Here is a 21761-nt window from a genome sequence, read left to right as displayed (position 1 = left end):
AATTAATCTTAACTCCAATATTATGAATACCCAAAATTATAAAAATCACCCTCGTTTTGTTCCCTTGTATCACTTTTTTACATTATTAGGCTCGGCTATTTTAGTTATAGGAACCATTGTTAATCTTGTAAAATCTTACGAGGAAAACTTATACAATGCTTCATTACTCGTTTTTGGAGCCATATTAATAATGTTGACCGCATTTTACGCAAGGGTATTTTCATTAAGAGCTCAAGATAGAGCTATTAAGGCTGAAGAAAATTTTAGGCATTATTTGCTTACAGGAAAACCATTAGATATGAATTTGACCATGCGTCAAATCATAGGATTACGTTTTGCATCTGATGAAGAATTTCCTGATCTGGCCAAAAAAGCCATTACTGAAAAATTATCAGAAAAGGCGATTAAAAAATCAATTAAAAACTGGAGAGGCGATTATTACAGGGTATAAAAAACGGCTTGAACGTTTAAATTCAAACCGTTTTTAATTTTTTTTGATTATCCATAATGTGACATAATCGGTTCGTCACCCTGAACTTGTTTCAGGGTCGCATCAAATAAATATCTGAATTTTAAGTAGTTATGAGATGCTGAAATCGAAGATTCATGAATTTAATTAAAAAACAATAAAAAACGCATGAGTAAACGAGCCTGCCTGGCGGCAGACAGGTTCAGCATGACGTACACAATATTATTGCTAATAACGGATAATCAATAAATTTTTAATACAATTTGTAATCTGGCGATTTAATACCTTGCATCCTCAAAGCTACCAAAGCTTGTCCACGATGGTGGGCATTATGCTCACTAATAAATTGAAACGCTTTTTCTTTTGGGAACGATGGTTGTTTGGGGTCAAAAGCCACAACAAATGTTTCTGCCAATTGATCGTCACTCATGTTTTCATAAGTAGCAGCAATCAAATCATAAGCTTCTGTAAGTGCTTTGATACAAGCTTCTTTAGAAGCTCCCATTTCCTTTTCCATTTTAGCGGCAGCGGCAAAATCTTCTTGGCTCGGCATGGGCTCTCCTTTTACAAACATATCCACTAAAAATTTTGAAGACATGGCAATATGGGCCATTTGTTCGCCAAAACTCCGAACCGAATCGGTGGGTCGAAAGTCGTACTTATCAGAAGGCATTGCTTCCGCTATTTGCAATGTGTAGGTTTTTGAACCATTTAATGTTGTTAGATACGCCTCTACGTCGGCAGTTTTAGTTGTTTTGCTTTCAACTTTCATAAAAGCAATAGTACTCATAACGAGTAGTCCGAGGGTAAAATAAATAATAAATTTTTTCATGATAAAATAGTTTAGTTTGCAATAAAGGTAATAATAATTTTTAATTTACTGGTATTGAGCGTATTTGACCTAATAATTAGAATTTATAATGCATTTTTATAATCTTTAGGATTTTTTGTATCATTACAGTATAAAACCAACCTAATGGAAGATAAAAAGAATATTTCCAAAATTGACATCACTTCTGAGGAGTCACATCAGAAAATTATAGATAATAAAGAACTCAATATTTGGGAAGCTTTGATTCCAGTTATCATTTTAATGGGGTTGTTAGCGTATAATATTTTTTATGCCGGAGGTGAATGGTTAGGGGAGTATTCCAATCAGTTTATTTTATTAATGGGTGGTGGCATCGCCGCTATTGTTGGATTTTACAATAAAGTTTCATTAAGTAGAATGGTTGCTGAAATTTGGGAAAATTGGAAAAGCGTTTTTATTCCTATAATAATTTTATTTTTAGTTGGTGCCTTGGCAGGAACATGGTTGGTGAGCGGTGTAATTCCGGCAATGGTATATTACGGATTGCAATTGCTGAGTCCAGCTATATTTTTACCAGCTTCTGTAATAATTGCCGCAGTAATTTCAATTGCGACAGGTAGTTCATGGACAACTTCTGCAACTGTAGGAATCGCCTTGGTCGGTATTGGTGCCGCATTGGGAATTCCATCGGGAATGATAGCCGGTGCCGTAATTTCCGGTGCTTATTTTGGCGATAAAATGTCGCCTTTGAGCGACACCACGAATCTTGCCCCAGCAATGGCAGGTACCGATTTATTTACGCATATAAAGTATATGGCATTTACAACAGTGCCTACAATTATAATAACCTTAATAATTTTTAGTATTTTAAGTGCAACTACGGATACGAGCGGAAGTGCGGATGTAAGTAGTTTATTAAATACTATTAATACAACATTTCATATTTCCCCTTATTTATTTATTGTTCCGTTGGTTGTAATCGTATTAATTTTGATGAAAACAAAACCGCTTGTGGCTCTAACAATAGGTGTGCTATTGGCGGCGGTTTTTGCATTTATATTTCAGTCGAATATTTTAAAAAGTTTATCGGGCAGTAGTTTTCAATCAATAATCAATGCTATTTTTATTGATACGGAAATAGTTACTGAAAATGAAAAGCTCAATGAGCTATTTAGTGCTGGAGGTATGAAAGGAATGCTTTGGACCATATTTTTAATAATTTGTGCAATGGTTTTTGGTGGTGTTATGGATGCTATTGGGGCTTTAGCTAGAATTACAAAAGCCTTGTTAAGTTTAGCGTCTTCTGTTTTTGGATTGTTTGCAAGTACTGTGGTAAGTTGTTTAGGATTGAATATCGTGGCATCCGACCAATATTTAGCCATTGTTATTCCAGGTAAAATGTTTAAAAAAGCCTATGAAGATAAAGGATTAGCTCCTGAAAATTTAAGTAGAACTTTAGAAGATTCAGGTACTGTAACCTCGGTTTTAATTCCATGGAATACTTGTGGTGCTTATCAGGCAGGTGTGTTGGGTGTAGATACTTTTTCTTATATGGGATTTGCTTTTTTCAATTATTTAAGCCCTTTTACTACTTTATTATTTGCTGCTTTAAATATTAAGATAAGGATGTTGAGAGGGAAGGAAAACTTTGCAAAGGATTGATCCTATCAAGGATACCTCCCCTGAGGGGAGGTCAAGATTTGCCCTTGCAAATCTTGGGAGGGGCTTCTTGGGAGGGGCTTCTAAATAAAGAAATTCCAAACCAACCCAAAACGTATTACAAAATCCCGATAAGGATAAGTAGGGGCTGAATAATAATCTGCGGTTTTACCAAAACTTGAGTTAAAATGTTCAAATTTTAAGTATAACCGTGTACGTTGTACTTGGGCATTTATAAAGAAATCCAACATGGGATATCCACCTATTTTTTCTCCGTTTTGTACGTAAAACTCTGATAAAACAGGACTGTAACTATTCATATTATAAGCCGTAAAATATTTTAAAGTAACTCCAGTTTGAAGATATAAAGGGTCTCCTTTAAACAAATGATCTGCGAAATACAATGTGTTCCTGGTCACCAATTCAGGTACATTAAAAACAGAACTGCCCTGTGCCACCTTTTGGTACATGATGGTGTTGTCCAAGGTAAATTTGCCCAACCTCAACTCTTTAGAAACTTTTAATTTTAGATAATTTATGGTTTTATCAAATTGAAAAGGCTTAATATCTGTAGATTCTGTAGTTGAAATATCCGTAAAGTAAGTATAATTATCAATCTGTGTAATCTGTGCGGAAGCATTTAAAATCCGATCCGATTTTAAATCGAACAACAGTGTTCTAGTACGTTCATTTTTTAAGGAGTTAGACCAATTGTAATTAATGTAATTACTCTGATTTAGCTCAAAGTTTAAGTTGGGCGATTTACTATTGGTCAGTAAAGTACCTTTAAAAGTAAAAAGACTGTCCTGCTTAAAACTTGCGGAGCCTTTAAAATAATTTCCAATAAGTTTTCCAGTTACAGTAGTGGCCGTTTCTACATCTATATTGAATTTCTTAAAATTTGTTTTCCAAGATCCACCAACTGAAATGGAGTTGTCTTTAATGGTGGAGGGAATTAAAAAATCGCCAAAATACACGGCACTGTTATAATTATAATTATAGTTAAATTGAGTGGCTTTGAATTTAACTTCACCTAATACCAAGGGCGATTTTAATGCCACAAAGGCATCATTTTTCAAGGTAATATAATTTAATTTATCTCTTATACTCGTGTCAAAAGCATCACCAAACATATCATTTGCGGCATCTTGCTCATAGTAATAGTGTTTGCGTTCATAATTAAAAATATGTCCTACTTTTAAGTAACTTTCTTTAGTTTTAGCAGTATCAATGCGATGCCATATTTTATAATCGTGTGCTAAAAAATATCTATTTCCTCTCAATGAGTTCGAAGCATCTGAAAAGTTCGTTTCAATTCTGCCCCTATCGCTAAAATTTGGGTCTTTGGTCTCAAAATAGCCTAAAGACAATTCGGGCAAACCGCCGTTTTGATCATTAAATAAATCTTGTGCCGTAATGTGAGTTTTAATATTGTAAGCATCATTTTTAGTTTGATAACTGTACGTAAAACGCATATTTCCGTGGCTGCTTAATGAACTTCTGTACTTGCCCAATGAACGCAAACCTTTGTAAGCAATAGAAATGTTTTGGCGTTCAGAAGTATTAAAAGTTAACAGAGCATCCAAAAATTGACCTTGCTGCAAACCAGTTCTGTATGCCAATTCGGAAGTTGGTGTAGGCACTTTGTAATAATTGATATCTTCTACTTCATAGTAATTAAAGTGCATGGCTCTATTTCCCATTGCTGGAAATAACGAAACTTCTGAGAAATCATAACCTAAACTGTTAAAAGTTTGCCCTTGGTTATGAAAGGGTATCAGTTCAAAATTGTCTTTACGTAAATAATTGAATTTGTAGTCTTTATTGATAGTTAAAGTGGTATCGACATAAGTAGTATCACCTTTATAAGAAATTATTTTATAATCTGTATAATGTGTTTTACCGCTCAACTGAACATCGATCATTCTATCATCAATAGTATCTCTTCCCGTCTCTTCAAAACCACGGTTAAAATCCCGTTCTTCAGGGGTAATTTGAGCAAATACCAGACCACTAAAAAACAAGATAAAAATTAAAAAAACAAATTTGTGCATAGGCTAACAATTGCGACAAAGGTAAAAGTTTTTATTTCCGTAAAAACGGGAATCTTTTAAAAATTTTGTTAAATGCCAGAATAATAGAGTGAACCAGAATGATTTTTTTTGATTTTTGATAAAATTTCGCATTGATTTTAACAATTAGAACTATTTTTGGTACTCATTGAGAACTACTGGATTAAAAAAACTGCCACGAATTCGCGAATTGAAATTTTGAATATATTGCTTTAATTACATGTCAATTTCACTAATTTAACTGAGCAGAGTTCGGTTATTAGAGTCATTTTTTTAAATTATTTCTGTAATTATTCGTGAATTCGTTGCAAAAAATTCACAATAATACATTCAATCTATGTCCTTACAACTCAACTTTTCAGGATTCAAATTAGAAGCAGGCACGGACGAAGCGGGCAGAGGTTGCTTATCTGGCCCAGTGGTGGCCGCGGCAGTGATTTTGCCCGAAAAATTTGAGCTTCCGTTATTAAACGATTCAAAGCAGCTCTCTGAAAAACAACGAATTGAATTAAGACCTTTTATTGAGAAGAATGCCTTAACCTTTTCAGTCAGTTTTGTTTGGCAAGGCAAAATCGATGAAATCAATATTTTACAAAGTTCTATTTTAGCAATGCACCAAGCTATTTCGCAACTCAAAACCGAGCCTGAATTTATTATTATTGATGGTAACAAATTTAAACCTTATAAAAAGATTCAGCACGCAACCATTGTAAAAGGCGATAGCAAATATATGAGTATTGCAGCAGCATCCATATTGGCAAAAACCTACCGTGATGAATATATGGAAAAAATACACCATGATTTTCCGCACTATAATTGGAAACAGAACAAAGGCTATCCTACCAAACAGCACAGGTTGGCAATTGAAGAATTCGGTGTTACGGAGCATCATAGAAAATCTTTTAAATTGTTACCTGAGCAATTAAAGTTGAAATTTTAAAAGGGGATTTTTCCCCTTTTTTAATGTATAACTTGACTTGACCGTATTCTTTTACTAATTTTGTTAGGCTCTCCATAGCGTTCATTACGTATTAAACGCTACTGATTTACTTAAAAACACATTTTTAAAATATAAAGACATGAAAATTTCAATTAAAATATTGTTGAGCGTATTTGTTTTTGGTTTTCTTTTTTTGCCGCAAAGCATAGAAGCTCAAATACTAAAAAAATTAGGTAAAAAGGCACAAAAAGCCGCCGAACGTACTGTAGAACGTAGGGTTGAACAAGAAACCGAAAAGAAAACGGACGAAGTTTTAGACAGTATTTTGGAACCTGGTAAAAAAGGCAAAAGCCCAACAAATGGCGGACAAACACAATCGCCAACCACTAAAGTACCTAATGATAGTCCTACCAATCCAAGTCAAACTTCAGAAAGCGACAATGGATCAAAATCAATGGAAGTTTACAGTAAATTTGATTTTGTGCCTGGAGATAACTTGTTATTTTTTGATGATTTTTCTAAAGATTATATAGGCGATTTTCCATCAAAATGGAATACTAACGGAAGTGGAGAATTGGTTACTATAAATGACTCGTCCGATAAATGGTTAGAACTTATTTCTGGTTACAATATTTATTATATACCTGATGTGCCTAAGTTGCCTGAATCATACACTATTGAGTTTGACATACTAGCTGACGGAATAGATAATAAAACATCTTCTACTGCAAGGTTAACAATATCCTTGAGTGATGATAATAAATTCGATCATGGTTATAACTATGTACATGCGACTATTCCTTTTGGTCAGTATGGAGCATTTCCAATACGAGTTAAAAACTATGTTAATAGAAGTGGAGGAGATATAAATACAGATATTCAGGTAGATATTAGAGATGAGATATTGAATCAACCACATATTTCAATTGCGGTTAATAAACAGCGTTATAGATTATGGGTAAACGAAGAAAAATATGTTGATGTACCTAGAATGATTCCTCAAGGAAATGTTTTAAGTGCCTTAAAATTCAATTTGAATAATTTTAAAGATGGCAAAGAACGCGTATTTATAAGAAATGTTAAAGTAGCAGAAGGAGGGGTTGATTTACGAAGAAAACTCATAGAGGAAGGTAAGGTTTCTACCAATGGTATTTTATTTGATTCAGGCTCCGCCAATATAAAACCTCAATCGTATGGAATAATCCGACAAATTTCTCAAGTATTATTACAAGAGAGCGATATGAAATTAAATATTATTGGTCATACAGATGCCGATGGTAGTGACGAAGCTAATAAAACGCTTTCCAAAAAACGAGCTGATGCGGTAAAAAATGCTCTAATTTCAGTTTATAATATTGATGCCAGTAGATTACAAACCGAGGGTAAAGGCGAAAGTGTACCTGTTGGTGATAATAATACACCCGATGGTAAAGCCCAAAACAGAAGAGTTGAATTTATAAAAATGTAGTTATGAAAAAAATTATACTAGGTGTTACCTTGCTTTTTACATTACAAATAGTTGCCCAAGATTGCGATTTTTTAATTTTAAATGAAGGTGTAACATTAGAATATACCCAATTTGATAAGAAGGGTAAAGAAACTTCAAAAAGCACGCACAAAACTAAAAATATAAGTAATCAAGATGGTAAAGTCACTGCTCTGATCAACATGACTACTGCAACTGAAAAGGAGGAAACATTCAGTTCAGAATATAAAGTGTCATGTACTGAAGGGATGATTGCAATAGATATGATTCGATTTTTTGATAGCAGTCAGATTTCTAGTTATAATAGTGATGATTTCACGGTTGAAATGCAGGGTGATATCCTAGAATTTCCTAGTACTATGGAAGTTGGTACTAATTTGAACGATGGATCTATCACGGTTAAAGTATTTAATAATGATTTGAAAATTGTTACCGTTACCATGGATATAACCAATAGAAAAATTGTAGGAAATGAAAAGATTACAACCTCTGCTGGAACTTTTGATTGCACTAAGTTGTCTTATGATTTTGAAAGCAAAATAGGTTTTATAAAAGTAAAGGGTAGTGGAGTAGAATGGCATAGTGAAGACAAGGCTATAGTTAAATCTGAATCATACAATAAAAAGGGAAAACTAATTGGCTCTCAAGAATTGACTAAAATCATCAAATAATTTTACAAAATTCAGAAAGAAAAATAGTTTTCTATATTGAAAATTAAAAAATGTAAGCCTTACATTTGCCATTCTTAAATTACTATTCAAATGATCAAAAGAAACAAGGCTTTTATTTCAAAATTCATTATTCATAAAGTAGGTAATAAATTTAACGAAGCTAAAAATGTATTTTCTGAAGATGTAATAACTTTTGATGAAGATAGTTACAAATTAATGCAACCTTTTTTGTTAAAACCTTTTGGGAATTTAACGGAAAGTTATCGTTTTAATCATCATGCGGATATTAGTTTAAATGAAATAAATAGCTATGCTCAACATGTATTTAAAGATGATAATAGTTTTATAGAAATTTCTAGAAATATTGTAAAGCATTTGTTCGAACAGTCCAATTCTGCCCAAATAAAAACGGGAGATGTTATTGTGGCATTATTTGAAGACATTGAATATAGAGATGTAAATACACAAGCTTTAGGGATATTTAAAATCGAAAACAAAGCCGATTTTTTTCAAACGTATTTAGAGAATAATAGTTTTGATGTTTTTGTTCAAAAAGGAATTAGTACCAAAAAATTGGACAAAGGTTGTTTGGTCATTAACTCACAAGACGATGCTGGATATACTGTTTTAACTGTTGATAATAATAACTATGACGCTCAATATTGGATTCAAAATTTCCTAAATATCAAATATGCTGATGATAGCAACCGTCATACACAAGTATATATAGATTTATGTAAAGATTTTTCTGAAGAAGTTATAAAACAAGAGTTTGGCAATCAGCAACAAAATCAGTTTTTAGCACAAACTATAGATTTTTTTAAAGAAAATGAAAGTGTAAATGTACACGATTTTAAAGAAACCGTTTTTGAAGAAGATAATAGAAAAGAACTCTTTGATGGTTATAAAAAACAATTTGAAGATATTAATGGCGTATTGGTGCGTAATCAGTTTTCTATTTCTGAAGCCGTTGTAAAAAAGCAAAAGAAAAAGATAAAAACGGAGATAAAACTAGATACAAACATCCAAATTAAATTGGATATTGACGCCCCTGATGCCGCTGAAGAATATTTAGAAAAAGGTTATGACGAAAACCGTAAAATGAAATATTATAAAGTCTATTTTAATGAGGAGGATTGATATCGTTATCAGTCTTCAGTTGGCAGTTTTTTGACCACGGTCTTCAATTTTATCTGTCATTCAGAACGAGCAGACGGATTATATTCAGTTAGTTCTCGTTCAAAGCGAGTAAAGATTCATTTTAAGATAGCACATTCAAAAACATCTCCAAAATGATTAAGAATTTTTGACTTTATTTCTTCAATGTTTAACTTTTTACCCAATTCGACCTCCATTGAAGTAACTGCTTTGCCACGAATGCCACAGGGAATAATATGATCAAAATAACCTAAATTGGTATTTGCATTTAGTGCAAAACCGTGCATAGTTACCCAGCGACTGCTTCTTACGCCCAAAGCACAAATTTTTCTGGCAAATGGAGTGCCAACGTCCAACCAAACACCTGTTTCGCCTTTACTGCGTTCTCCTTTTAATCCGTATTCTGCCAATACGCGAATGATGGTTTCTTCCAAGCCACGCATGTATTTGCCTATATCATTAAAAAAATTATCCAAATCCAAAATAGGATAGCCAACTATTTGGCCAAATCCGTGATAAGTTATATCGCCACCACGATTTATTTTATGAAAGGTTATGCCTTTATCATTGAGCTGTTTTTCACTTAATAATAAATTATTTAGATCACCACTTTTGCCCAACGTATAAACATGTGGATGCTCTACAAATAAAAAGTGATTTGGAGTTTCAATATTTAAATTTTCATTTCTGTTCTTGCGTTTTATCTGAACAATGGCATCGAACAATTCTTCCTGATAATCCCAAGTTTCTTTGTAATCTTTTGTACCTAAATCTTGAAGTAGTATGTTCTTATTTTTTACTATCAATTCAATTTTAATTTAAAATCCAATAGTGTTGGGTGTTTTATTAAAGAATCCATTGGCACTTCAATGGTAAGTGTTTTGCCGTCATTGCTTATATTGGCATCTTTATAGGTAACGGTTTTTATTTTTTTCGTAAAATGATAGATTAATTTATATGTACTTCCTTCCAGAAAAGAACCTGATTGCTCTATACCTTTATCTACTTCTTCTTCCTCTTCTTTTGTTAAGTCTTTAGGTATTGTTTTTCTAGTAAAATTTTTACCATCAAAACTAAAAGTTACATTCGACTTGTTGAACATAGGTGGATTGTTCGTTTGCTTCTTATTAACCGCCATGGCTTTAGACAGTTTTTCTTCTATGTTTTTTATATCGGAAACATCCTTAAAATCTAAGCCAAAAGCCATTAACATCTTACCTTTTTCCTCGTCAACTTGCATATGTACATTCATATCCGCAATAGCTCGTAAAGAAGCTTGATCTTCTTCAGACAATTGGGCAATACTATCTTTTTTTTCTTCAAGAATATCTCTAAAATAATAAGTAGTATCTATAACTTCAGGTTCGCTTAATGAGTCTTCTTTTGTACCCATATCTTTCATTTCTTGTAACATTTCACTCATGTCAACTTCAAAATTATAAGATCCGCTTCCGTCTTTGTTAAAATGAACTTCTTCGGTAAAAGTACAGCTCGTAACAAGTAATAGTAAACTAATAATAAATAAGAATTTTTTTAACATTGTAAATTTAGTTTTTAGGATTGTTTAAAATAATCAGTGCAGCTATTACACCTGGCACCCAGCCGAATAAAGTGAGAATTAGTACAATTACAATTGAACCGCAACCTTGGTCAATAACCGCTAAAGGAGGACAAATAATTGAGAGTAATACCCTAAAACAACCCATAATAATTTCGTTTACAAATATAGATTAAAAAGTTGGCAGTATTCAGACTTCAGTTCGCGGTTTTTAAGAAATGCATAAAATCATAAAGCACAGGAACTTTTTATCAATTAATAGGACGTTTTTTGACTAAGTTTGTTACAGAATAGTAGTCAGGCCTTGGAAGGCAAAGAAATTTTAAATCTCAAATTTTAAATCTTCAATCCCAAAGTACTATCTTTGCCGCCAAATTAATAGCATTTTTATGGCATTGTCAGAACAAGAAATAGTTAGGCGAGAAAAATTACAAAAATTACGTCAGTTAGGAATCAACCCGTATCCGGCAGATTTATTTCCTGTAAATCATACTTCAAAACAGGTAAAATCTAATTTTAAGCAAGGTAAAAAAGTTATAGTTGCAGGGCGTTTAATGTCTCGTCGTATTCAAGGAAATGCCAGTTTTGCGGAGTTGCAAGATAGTGATGGGCGAATTCAAGTATATTTTAATCGCGACGAAATTTGTACTGGTGATGATAAAAGTAAATACAACGATGTTTATAAAAAGCTATTGGATATTGGCGATTTTATAGGTATTGAAGGGGAATTATTCCTCACTAAAGTGGGTGAAAAAACCATTAGAGTAAAGGATTTTACTTTGTTGAGTAAAACGCTGAGACCCTTACCATTACCAAAAGTAGATGCCGAAGGAAATATCCACGATGAATTTAACGACCCCGAGTTGCGTTACCGACAACGTTATGCAGATTTGGTGGTAAATCCACACGTCAAAGAGGTTTTTGTTAAACGGACTAAGCTCTTTAATGCCATGCGTAATTATTTTAATGATGCGGGCTATTTTGAAGTGGAAACACCAATATTACAACCCATTCCCGGTGGAGCAGCAGCAAGACCATTTGTTACGCATCATAACAGTTTGGACATGCCTTTGTATATGCGTATCGCCAATGAACTGTATTTAAAAAGACTGATAGTTGGTGGTTTTGACGGTGTGTATGAATTCTCCAAAAATTTCCGTAATGAAGGAATGGACAGAACCCATAACCCTGAGTTTACGGCTATGGAAATCTATGTAGCATACAAAGATTATAATTGGATGATGGAGTTTGTAGAGAATCTTTTGGAATACTGTGCAAAAGAAGTCAACGGAACTACTAAAGCTACTTTTGGTAAACATAATATCGATTTTAAAGCTCCATATCCACGTGTTACTATGACGGATGCCATTAAAGAATTTACTGGATTTGATATTACCAACAAAACGGAAGATGAAATCCGTAAAGCGGCAAAAGAAATGGATGTTGAAGTTGACGAAACTATGGGTAAAGGTAAATTGATTGATGAAATTTTTGGTGAAAAATGCGAGGGTAATTATATTCAACCTACGTTTATAACAGACTATCCAAAAGAAATGAGTCCGTTGTGTAAAGAACACCGTACGAATCCAGAACTGACCGAACGGTTCGAATTGATGGTTTGTGGTAAAGAAGTTGCCAATGCCTATTCTGAACTCAATGACCCAATTGATCAAAGAGAACGTTTTGAACATCAATTAAAATTGGCTCAAAAAGGTGATGATGAAGCCACCGAATTTATAGATTATGACTTTTTACGTGCCTTAGAATATGGCATGCCACCAACTTCTGGTTTAGGTATTGGTATGGACAGATTGATTATGTTTTTGACCAATCAACAATCCATTCAAGAAGTGTTGTTTTTCCCACAAATGCGACCTGAAAAGAAAGCAATTGAAATGACGGATGAAGAAAAAGCTGTGTTGAAATTGTTAAAAGCAAACTCACCCATGGATTTAAACGAACTTAAATCGCAATCAGGACTAAGCAATAAAAAGTGGGATAAAACCATTAAGGGACTGACTAAGCATAAATTGGCTAAAGTTGTAAAAAATGATGATGGGTTGTTTGTCGAGGTGGTTTAAATTTGAATGGAAATTGGGTTTATTCCATTTTAATATTATTTAATCGTGCAAACGTCTATTTAATGCCATTTGTAAAAACATACATACATTTTGTTTGGAGTACAAAAAATCGAGTTCCATATCTTGACTCTAAGGAGTTGAGAAAGAAAGTATGGCACCACATACGGGAAAATGCCAAAGAAAAAGGCATTTTTATTGATTTTATTAACGGTTATTCAGACCATTGTCATTGTTTGGTCTCTTTGGGGCGAGATCAAACCATTCAAAAAGTAATGCAATTGATTAAAGGAGAATCCTCTTTTTGGATTAATAAACAGAATTTAACAAAAAAGAAATTTCAATGGCAAGATGAATATTTTGCAGTTTCCGTTTCTGAGTCAATGATTGATAAAGTAAGGAATTATATAAAAAATCAGGAAATCCACCATGGTAAAAGAGTTTTGAAGATGAATATCAAGAATTTATTTCAAAATTTGGATTTGAGGATAATTAATAATGTTTTGGCTAAAGCCCTAATATGATTTCATAATTTTTACATCCTGATAAATCAGGATGCAATTCAATGAATAGAAATGGGATTTATCCCGTTTTTTAATATGGATTTATCCCGTTTTTTAATATGGATGGATTTATCCATTTTTAAATGATGCAAAATTGTAGGATATAAACTCCAATTTGTATTATTAGATTTACCAAAAGAGTAATATTCTATAGAAATTTCAATGTGAGTATTGTCCCCTCAAGGGGACAATTGTTACAACAAACATTTTAGCTCAAAAAAAGTCATTAGATTTACCCATAGATTCTAATGTCTCACGTCTAAAATCTAATGTCTAACTCCACAACCATAACCCAAAAAATAGGACTAATTCTCGGCCCAATAGTTTTTGCTTTAACATTGCTGTTTTTCCATCCTGAAGGATTATCAAAAGAGGCCAATGCGGTTTTAGCCGCTACCTTATGGATTGCCATTTGGTGGATAACCGAAGCCATTCCTATTGCAGTTACTGCCTTGTTACCCATTGTCTTATTTCCATTGTCTGGTGGGTTGGATATTGCTTCAACAAGTGGTTCTTACGGACATAAATATGTGTTTTTATACTTGGGCGGATTTATCATTGCCATTGCCATTGAAAAATGGAATCTTCATAGACGTATTGCTTTAAATATTATCAATCTCATCGGGTCTGATGTTCGGAAAATTATTTTAGGGTTTATGTTAGCCACCGCATTTCTTTCCATGTGGATTTCAAATACAGCTACTTCGGTAATGATGTTACCCATTGGTATCGCCATTATAAAACAGTTAAAAGATAACCCTAATACCGCTGAAGACGAAAACCAAATATTCGGTAAAGCATTAATGTTATCCATTGCTTATAGTGCTTCAATTGGCGGTATCGCCACGCTTATTGGCACACCACCAAATTTAGTATTGGCCGGTGTAGTCGAAGAAACCTATGGCTACGAAATTACTTTTTCGCAATGGTTTATGTTCGGCTTTCCAATTTCTGTGGTACTTCTATTTATATGCTGGAAATATTTAACACGATTTGCATTTACTTTTAGGCAAAAAGAATTCCCAGGAGGTAGAGCAGAAATAAAGCGGCTTTTACAAAAATTAGGGAAAATTTCCTACGAAGAAAAAGTAGTGACATTTGTGTTTGCACTAACCGCCTTTTGTTGGATAACGCGTTCTTTTTTATTGGAAAAAATATTGCCTCAATTGGATGATACCATTATTGCAATAGCTTTTGCAGTACTTTTGTTTTTAATCCCATCAAAAGATAAAAAAGAAAAATTAATCAATTGGGACGAAGCCGTAAAGTTACCTTGGGGCATCATTATTTTATTTGGTGGTGGTATGGCATTGGCAAAAGGATTTGAAGTTAGCGGATTGGCGTTTTGGCTCGGTAATCAAATGACCGCTTTTGGTGGATTAACATTGATTTTATTAGTTTTTGTATTGATTGCCTCTGTTAATTTTTTGACAGAGATTACTTCTAATTTAGCTACAACAGCCATGCTTTTACCTGTGCTGGCACCAATGGCGTTAACTGTTGATGTACATCCGTTTATACTTATGACTGCCGCCGCTGTCGCTGCGTCATGTGCTTTTATGTTACCTGTGGCAACACCACCAAACGCCGTGGTTTTTGGCTCAGGTTATTTGCGGATACCTGATATGGTATCTAAAGGGATTGTTATGAATGTTATTTCCATAATTATTCTAACGCTTTTTGTGTATTTCGTTTTACCTGAATTATGGGATTTGACAGTTCAAGGTTTTCCTGAGGAATTGAAAAAGTAGTACGTTATAATTTAGAAATTAACTACTTCTTTAACATTTCATTAAGAATAAATTAATCATTATTCAATATTTTCGCTTTTTTAAAAATTTTTTAATTAACCCTTTTACTCCATTAAATTTATGTTCAAACGACTACCTATTGCAATGACTGTTGTTATAATGGCATTGTTAACTGCTTCCTGCTCAAGTACAAAAGAAGCAAGTAAATCAAAGGCTAAAGCGGCGGAAACAGCAAAAAAACCACCTGCTAAAAAAGGAGACATTCAACCTTACAGCAAAGTAATTACGAAAGAGGCAAAAACAGACGAAGGTTTGTTTAAGGTACATGAATTGGATGAAAAGTATTTTTACGAAATTCCAGATTCTTTGTTAGAACGTGAAATGTTAATGGTAACCCGTATTGCTAAAACAGCTTCGGGTATTGGTTTTGGTGGAGGTAAGCAAAACACAAAAGTTGTCCGTTGGCAGAAACACGGTAAAAAAATAATTGCCAGAGTGGTTTCGCATTCCGTAGTTGCGGCAGATTCTTTGCCTGTGCACGAAGCGGTTGTAAATTCAAATTTTGAACCTATACTATTTACTTTTCCGATTAAAGCTTTTAGTAAAGATTCCACTGCCACGGTTATAGACGTAACTGATTTTTTTAATAAGGATGTTAAGGCATTAGGTTTGCCTGACTCTAGAAGAAAGCAATACAAAGTTACAAGATTGGATGCAGATAAATCTTTTATAGAAAGTATTAAAAGTTATCCTGAAAATATAGAAGCTCGTCATGTAAAAACATATATGGCGGGTTCGCCACCATCAAATTCAAGTACAGGTACAATCTCTATTGAAATTAATAATTCTATGGTGTTGTTGCCAAAAGTACCCATGCAACGTAGAATGTTTGATGAAAGGGTTGGTTGGTTTACTTCTAGTCAAATAGACTATGGTTTAGAAGCTCAAAAAAGCGAAAGAGTTACCTATTTGGATAGATGGCGTTTAGAAGTTAAAGATGAAGATATAGAGAAGTTTAAGAGGGGCGAATTGGTTATTCCTAAAAAGCAAATTGTTTACTATATTGATAGAGCAACACCTGTAAAATGGAGACAGTATATTAAAGATGGTATTGAAGATTGGCAGGTGGCTTTTGAAGCTGCTGGGTTTAAAGACGCTATCATAGCAAAAGATCCGCCAACTGTTGAGGAAGACCCGGAATGGAGTCCTGAAGATGTTCGGTATTCTGTGGTTCGGTATTTGGCTTCGCCAATCCCTAACGCCAATGGCCCTCACGTAAGTGATCCGCGTTCTGGTGAAATTTTAGAATCGGATATTAACTGGTACCACAATGTAATGAGTTTATTAAACGGTTGGTTTTTTGTACAGACGGCTGCTATAAATCCTGATGCTCAAACTGCTGAATTTAAAGATGAGGTTATGGGCCGTTTAATTCGTTTTGTTTCTGCTCATGAAGTAGGTCATACACTTGGTTTGCCACATAACATGGGGAGTAGCGTTGCATATCCTGTCGATTCCTTACGTTCAAAAACATTTACCCAAAAATATGGTACGGCTCCTTCTATAATGGATTATGCTCGTTTTAACTATATTGCCCAGCCAGAAGACGAAGGTGTGGCTTTAATGCCAAATATTGGGGTTTACGATAAATATGCTATAGCTTGGGGTTACAGACCGATTTTAGATGCTAAGACGCCAACGGATGAAAAGAAAACATTGGGTTCATGGATTTTAAAACATGCAGGGGACCCAATGTACAGATTTGGTCGTCAGCAGGGCGGTGGGGCTATTGACCCAAGTTCTCAAACAGAAGATTTAGGTGACGATGCGATAAAAGCTAGTGATTATGGAATTGCAAACCTTAAGCGTATTATTCCTAACTTGATTAAATGGACATCAAAAGAAGGTGAAAATTATGATGATCTGGAAACAATGTACGGTCATGTAATTTCTCAATATAACCGTTATATGGGTCATGTAACTTCAAATATTGGTGGTATATACGAAAATTATAAAACATCAGACCAAGAAGGGGCAATATATACACATGTTGCAAAAGAGAAACAAAAAGAATCTTTACAATTTTTGCATAAAAATTTATTTGAAACACCAACATGGATGATTGATGATAATCTTTTCAATAAATTTGAAAGTGCCGGTGCCGTTGAAAGAATTAGAGGTATGCAAGCCAGAACTTTAGATAATATTCTCGATTTTGGCAGAATGGCCAGAATGATAGAGAATGAAACACTGAACGGAAACAAAGCTTATAGTTTGCTAGATATGATGCGAGATTTAAGAAGAGGTGTTTGGAGCGAGGTTTACAACGGACGTTCAATAGATACGTATAGAAGAAACTTACAACGTGCCTATATCGATAGGATGGAATATTTAATGACAAAAGAGCAAACGCCTATCCCAGCTCAATTTAGAAGATGGGTAACCAGAACTAATGTAAATGTAAAAGAATCTGACATTAGACCTGTAGTTAGAGCTGAACTTAAAAGTATACAAAGATCGGCAAGATCTGCTGCTGCAAGTTCATCAGGCATGAAAAGAATTCACCTACAAGATATTGCTGAAAGGATAGAGAACATATTAGATCCGAAGTAACTGAAATTGGAAATTTTAAAAATCCGGCGTAAGTCGGATTTTTTTTTATAATACTATATATGTTTTAATCGCAAATAGTTTTGTATCTTTGCCGTCCGTTAAGAAAACGGAAATGGAAAAAGTCCATATTTTTTTAAAAATCTAAAAGAGTACATATGAAGGGAGGTGCAACATTATGTTAATAATTCCAGTAAAAGATGGTGAGAATATCGATAGAGCGTTAAAACGTTTTAAGAGAAAATTTGATAGAACTAAAACTATGAAGCAGTTGCGTGATCGCAAACATTTTACAAAACCTTCAGTTGAAAGAAGAGCTCAGATTCAGAAAGCTCAATATGTTCAGAACATTAGAACAGAAGAAGAACAAGGTTAGTAAATTATACCTATTATATATAGGTATCTGATTTCTACTAAAAATAAGTTAAACCGTTAGTAAAACCACTACATATTTTGTAGCTTTGTTTACTAACGGTTTTTTTTATGTCAATAATTCAATTTATCGATTATCTTACTTCAGAGAAAAAATACTCACCGCATACCGTTAGAGCATATCAAGACGATTTAAAATCTTTTAAATTATTTTGTCAAAAAACTTATAATTCAGATAAGTTGACTGAAATAAACTACGGTCAAGTTAGGTCATGGATTGTAGAAATGGTTAATCAAAAAAAATCTAACAGAACTATCAACAGAAAAATTACCAGTTTAAAAACGTATTATAAATATTTGGTCAAAACCAAGCAAATAAAGGAAACTCCGCTGTTAAGCCATCAAGCGTTAAAAGTTTCAAAGAAAATGCAAGTTCCATTTTCTCAAGCAGAAGTTGAAGAAGTATTAGATAATTTGAATTTCGACGATATAGATTTTGAAGGCATCCGAAACAAATTAATTGTTGAGTTATTATATTCAACCGGAATGCGACGGGCAGAACTTATTGAATTAAAATTGAGTGACGTTAATCTTCACAATGCTACGCTAAAGGTAATAGGTAAGAGAAATAAAGAAAGGTATGTTCCTTTATTAAATTCTGTACAACAAACGTTAACCGATTATCTTTCTGAAAGAAAACAATTAGATTATACTGGCAACTATCTTTTTATAACAAACAAAGGCAATAAAATATATCCAAATCTTGTTTATAGAATAATAAATGAGTATTTTGGTCAAGTATCTTCTAAAGTTAAAAAAAGCCCTCATGTTATTAGGCATTCATTTGCAACACATCTATTAAACGAAGGGGCAGACTTAAACTCAGTTAAAGAACTGTTGGGGCATTCAAGTTTGGCTTCGACACAGATTTATACCCATAGTAGTTTAAATGAATTAAAAAAAGTTTATAACCAAGCTCATCCAAGGAGCTCTAAAACCTAATTTATTATGAAAGTAAATATTCAATCAGTAAATTTTAATATTGATAAAAGTCTTGTAGGCTTTGTTCAGACCAAAACAGAAAACCTTGAAAAATTTTATGATAAAATAATTGGAGCAGATGTTTATTTAAAAGTACAAAACACTAGTGAAAAGGAAAATAAAATTGCAGAAATCAAGTTGCTTATCCCTGGCGATGAATTAATAGTAAAAAAGCAATGTAAGAGTTTTGAAGAAGCGATTGATTTGATAACAGAATCGTTAAAAAGACAGCTGTGTAAAAAGAAAGAAAAACAACGATCTTACCATGCGTAATAATAAATAAAAAAATAGACATAAAAGTTTTGTAAAAAAAATAAAACTTTATACATTTGCAAACCGTTAGAAAAAGCGGTTTGTTTTTTTATATAATAAGCCGATATAGCTCAGCTGGCTAGAGCAGCTGATTTGTAATCAGCAGGTCGTGGGTTCGAGTCCCTCTATCGGCTCAATAATATTGAAATTAGTTCTTTGAATTAAATTTTTGGGGAGATACCAAAGCGGCCAACTGGGGCGGACTGTAACTCCGCTGACTTTCGTCTTCGTAGGTTCGAATCCTGCTCTCCCCACATAAAATTTTCTAAGAGCAAAAGTCAAAAGCTTGCTTTTGTAAAGTTGTGAAGAGAAAATTTTATGTTCGGGGCCACCCGAAAGGATCACCGAACGATAGTGAGGTAATCCTTGATAGTGGAACTGAACAAGTTTAAAATTGAATTTTCATCGTCAAAAGCTTGCTTTTGTAAAGCTCAAAATAAGAATTAAAAAGTTTATTGAAATATTGATTTACCATCTCTATATTATTTATATAGATAAAATGCGAGAGTAGCTCAGTTGGTAGAGCGTCAGCCTTCCAAGCTGAATGTCGCCGGTTCGAACCCGGTCTCTCGCTCAAAGAGTTTAAAACATTGACAAAATCCATTTGTTTTAAGGAAAAGTTTGTTGAGGTTTTGAAATACAGGGTGAGAAGCCTGTGCCGAGCGAAGTCGAGGTAAACTTGGCCTGCCCGTCCGAAATGTAATGAAGGTGGGTCTCTCGCTCAAAGAGTAGATGTTTTCATGCCTTAAATCATGGTCTCACGCTCTAAATGAAATTACTTAATGTAAAGTTGTTTCGCTGAATAACTTTGAGTTATTGTTCTTAGTCTTGTACTTTGAACTTAAAACCTGATTAGCCGGTGTAGCTCAGGGGTAGAGCGTTTCCTTGGTAAGGAAGAGGTCACGGGTTCAATTCCCGTCATTGGCTCAAAATTGAATACAAGAATAACTAAATATATATAACTAAGATTTAAAATTAAACAATCATGGCAAAAGCAAATTTTGATCGTTCAAAACCACACTTAAATATTGGTACAATTGGACACGTTGACCACGGTAAAACAACATTAACTGCAGCAATTACAAAGGTTTTAGCTGATAAAGGCTATTCAGAAGTTAAAAATTTCGACCAAATTGATAATGCTCCAGAAGAAAAAGAAAGAGGTATAACAATTAATACATCTCACGTTGAGTATGCGACTGAAAATCGTCACTATGCACACGTTGATTGTCCTGGTCACGCGGATTATGTGAAGAACATGGTTACTGGTGCTGCCCAAATGGACGGTGCTATATTGGTTGTAGCTGCAACTGATGGACCTATGCCTCAAACTAGAGAGCATATCTTATTAGGTCGCCAAGTTGGTATTCCTAGAATTGTTGTTTTCTTGAACAAGGTTGACATGGTTGATGATGAAGAGTTATTAGAGCTTGTTGATATGGAAGTAAGAGACTTATTAAACTTCTATGAGTACGATGGTGATAACGGACCTGTAATTTCTGGTTCTGCTTTAGGGGCTTTAAATGGTGAAGAAAAATGGGTTAATTCTGTTGTGGAATTAATGGAAGCTGTTGATAGTTGGATTGAATTGCCTGCACGTGATGTTGATAAACCTTTCTTAATGCCAATAGAAGATGTATTCTCAATTACTGGTCGTGGTACTGTGGCTACTGGACGTATTGAAACTGGAGTTGCCAATACTGGTGATGCTGTTGATATTATAGGTATGGGAGCTGAAAAATTAGGTTCTACCGTTACTGGAGTTGAAATGTTCCGTAAAATATTAGATAGAGGTGAAGCTGGTGATAACGTTGGTATCTTATTAAGAGGTATTGAAAAAGATCAAATTAAAAGAGGTATGGTAATCTGTAAGCCAGGTTCTGTAACTCCACACGATAAATTCAAAGCAGAGGTTTATATCCTTAAAAAAGAAGAAGGTGGACGTCATACTCCATTCCATAACAATTATCGTCCTCAGTTCTATGTAAGAACAACTGACGTTACAGGCACTATTAACTTGCCTTCTGGTGTAGAAATGGTAATGCCTGGTGATAACTTAACTATTACTGTTGATTTACATCAGCCAATTGCAATGAACGTAGGTTTACGTTTTGCAATACGTGAAGGTGGTAGAACAGTAGGTGCTGGTCAGGTAACTGAAATATTGTAAGACACCTGAGACTTTTAGTTAATTATATATTATAGGAATA

The 21761-nt window shown here is 33.8% G+C and carries 18 protein-coding genes, 4 tRNA genes and 1 pseudogene; 18 read left to right on the top strand and 5 right to left on the bottom strand.

The window, feature by feature from the left end:
- The first annotated feature begins 22 nt into the window (after positions 1-22).
- Positions 23-451, top strand: a complete 429-nt coding sequence (locus UMM65_RS01855; RefSeq protein ID WP_321974756.1) for a DUF6526 family protein — start codon at positions 23-25, stop codon at positions 449-451.
- Between the two features lie 271 nt (positions 452-722).
- Here UMM65_RS01855 and UMM65_RS01850 read toward each other — a convergent pair whose 3' ends face one another.
- On the bottom strand, positions 723-1301 hold the full coding sequence (locus UMM65_RS01850; RefSeq protein ID WP_321974755.1) for a DinB family protein: 579 nt from the start codon (positions 1299-1301) through the stop codon (positions 723-725).
- A 144-nt stretch (positions 1302-1445) separates the two neighbouring features.
- On the opposite strand from UMM65_RS01850, the gene nhaC reads away from it, so the two are divergent.
- Complete coding sequence (gene nhaC / locus UMM65_RS01845) at positions 1446-2942, top strand: Na+/H+ antiporter NhaC (protein WP_321974754.1); 1497 nt, start codon at positions 1446-1448, stop codon at positions 2940-2942.
- An 80-nt stretch (positions 2943-3022) separates the two neighbouring features.
- Here nhaC and UMM65_RS01840 read toward each other — a convergent pair whose 3' ends face one another.
- Positions 3023-4993 (bottom strand): putative porin, encoded by a 1971-nt coding sequence (locus UMM65_RS01840; RefSeq protein WP_321974753.1) that lies wholly within the window; start codon positions 4991-4993, stop codon positions 3023-3025.
- Positions 4994-5348: 355 nt separating this feature from the next.
- On the opposite strand from UMM65_RS01840, the gene UMM65_RS01835 reads away from it, so the two are divergent.
- From UMM65_RS01835 to UMM65_RS01820, 4 genes are all read left to right on the top strand, one after another.
- Positions 5349-5951, top strand: a complete 603-nt coding sequence (locus UMM65_RS01835) for a ribonuclease HII (RefSeq protein ID WP_321974752.1) — start codon at positions 5349-5351, stop codon at positions 5949-5951.
- A gap of 139 nt (positions 5952-6090) precedes the next feature.
- Positions 6091-7419 carry an OmpA family protein gene (locus UMM65_RS01830; RefSeq protein ID WP_321974751.1) on the top strand — a complete coding sequence of 443 codons (1329 nt, stop codon included), beginning with the start codon at positions 6091-6093 and terminating at the stop codon, positions 7417-7419.
- 2 nt (positions 7420-7421) lie between these two features.
- On the top strand, positions 7422-8108 hold the full coding sequence (locus UMM65_RS01825; RefSeq protein WP_321974750.1) for a TapB family protein: 687 nt from the start codon (positions 7422-7424) through the stop codon (positions 8106-8108).
- A gap of 90 nt (positions 8109-8198) precedes the next feature.
- Positions 8199-9248, top strand: coding sequence for a nucleoid-associated protein (locus UMM65_RS01820; RefSeq protein ID WP_321974748.1), 1050 nt, complete (start codon positions 8199-8201; stop codon positions 9246-9248).
- A 116-nt stretch (positions 9249-9364) separates the two neighbouring features.
- On the opposite strand, the gene lipB is transcribed toward UMM65_RS01820, so the two are convergent.
- Genes lipB through UMM65_RS01805 form a run of 3 tightly spaced genes read right to left on the bottom strand, consistent with a single transcriptional unit; the run spans position 9365 to position 10972 of the window.
- A complete protein-coding gene (gene lipB / locus UMM65_RS01815) occupies positions 9365-10072 on the bottom strand; it encodes a lipoyl(octanoyl) transferase LipB (protein ID WP_321974747.1) in 708 nt (235 codons plus the stop codon).
- On the bottom strand, positions 10069-10806 hold the full coding sequence (locus tag UMM65_RS01810; RefSeq protein ID WP_321974746.1) for a hypothetical protein: 738 nt from the start codon (positions 10804-10806) through the stop codon (positions 10069-10071). The genes lipB and UMM65_RS01810 overlap by 4 nt, the downstream gene beginning before the upstream one ends.
- Positions 10807-10813: 7 nt before the next feature.
- Positions 10814-10972, bottom strand: a complete 159-nt coding sequence (locus UMM65_RS01805; protein WP_321974745.1) for a YqaE/Pmp3 family membrane protein — start codon at positions 10970-10972, stop codon at positions 10814-10816.
- A gap of 241 nt (positions 10973-11213) precedes the next feature.
- Here UMM65_RS01805 and lysS point away from each other — a divergent pair, with 241 nt between their 5' ends.
- From lysS to tuf, 12 genes and pseudogenes are all read left to right on the top strand, one after another.
- Positions 11214-12905, top strand: a complete 1692-nt coding sequence (gene lysS / locus UMM65_RS01800; RefSeq protein WP_321974744.1) for a lysine--tRNA ligase — start codon at positions 11214-11216, stop codon at positions 12903-12905.
- Positions 12906-12967: 62 nt separating this feature from the next.
- Positions 12968-13398, top strand: a pseudogene (gene tnpA, locus UMM65_RS01795) (IS200/IS605 family transposase).
- 336 nt (positions 13399-13734) lie between these two features.
- Positions 13735-15216, top strand: a complete 1482-nt coding sequence (locus tag UMM65_RS01790; protein WP_321974742.1) for an SLC13 family permease — start codon at positions 13735-13737, stop codon at positions 15214-15216.
- A 120-nt stretch (positions 15217-15336) separates the two neighbouring features.
- Positions 15337-17829, top strand: coding sequence for a zinc-dependent metalloprotease (locus tag UMM65_RS01785; RefSeq protein ID WP_321974741.1), 2493 nt, complete (start codon positions 15337-15339; stop codon positions 17827-17829).
- Positions 17830-18004: 175 nt separating this feature from the next.
- Entirely contained in the window at positions 18005-18202 is a 198-nt protein-coding gene (gene rpsU, locus UMM65_RS01780; RefSeq protein WP_321974740.1) for a 30S ribosomal protein S21, read from the top strand.
- Between the two features lie 107 nt (positions 18203-18309).
- Complete coding sequence (locus UMM65_RS01775) at positions 18310-19200, top strand: tyrosine-type recombinase/integrase (RefSeq protein ID WP_321974739.1); 891 nt, start codon at positions 18310-18312, stop codon at positions 19198-19200.
- Positions 19201-19206: 6 nt separating this feature from the next.
- Entirely contained in the window at positions 19207-19512 is a 306-nt protein-coding gene (gene hpf, locus UMM65_RS01770) for a ribosome hibernation-promoting factor, HPF/YfiA family (RefSeq protein WP_321974738.1), read from the top strand.
- A 99-nt stretch (positions 19513-19611) separates the two neighbouring features.
- Positions 19612-19685 (top strand) — tRNA-Thr (locus UMM65_RS01765).
- Positions 19686-19722: 37 nt separating this feature from the next.
- A tRNA-Tyr gene (locus UMM65_RS01760) sits at positions 19723-19805 on the top strand.
- A gap of 247 nt (positions 19806-20052) precedes the next feature.
- Positions 20053-20125 (top strand) — tRNA-Gly (locus UMM65_RS01755).
- A gap of 281 nt (positions 20126-20406) precedes the next feature.
- A tRNA-Thr gene (locus UMM65_RS01750) sits at positions 20407-20478 on the top strand.
- Between the two features lie 58 nt (positions 20479-20536).
- Positions 20537-21721 (top strand): elongation factor Tu, encoded by a 1185-nt coding sequence (gene tuf / locus UMM65_RS01745; RefSeq protein ID WP_321974737.1) that lies wholly within the window; start codon positions 20537-20539, stop codon positions 21719-21721.
- Positions 21722-21761: the final 40 nt, after the last annotated feature.

It is taken from the genome of Aureibaculum koreense (genome assembly GCF_034296135.1).
In the GTDB taxonomy this organism is placed as follows: Bacteria; Bacteroidota; Bacteroidia; order Flavobacteriales; family Flavobacteriaceae; genus Aureibaculum.
The sequence above is the reverse complement of the archived record's forward strand: the minus strand, read 5'-3'. Positions and strand labels throughout refer to the sequence as shown.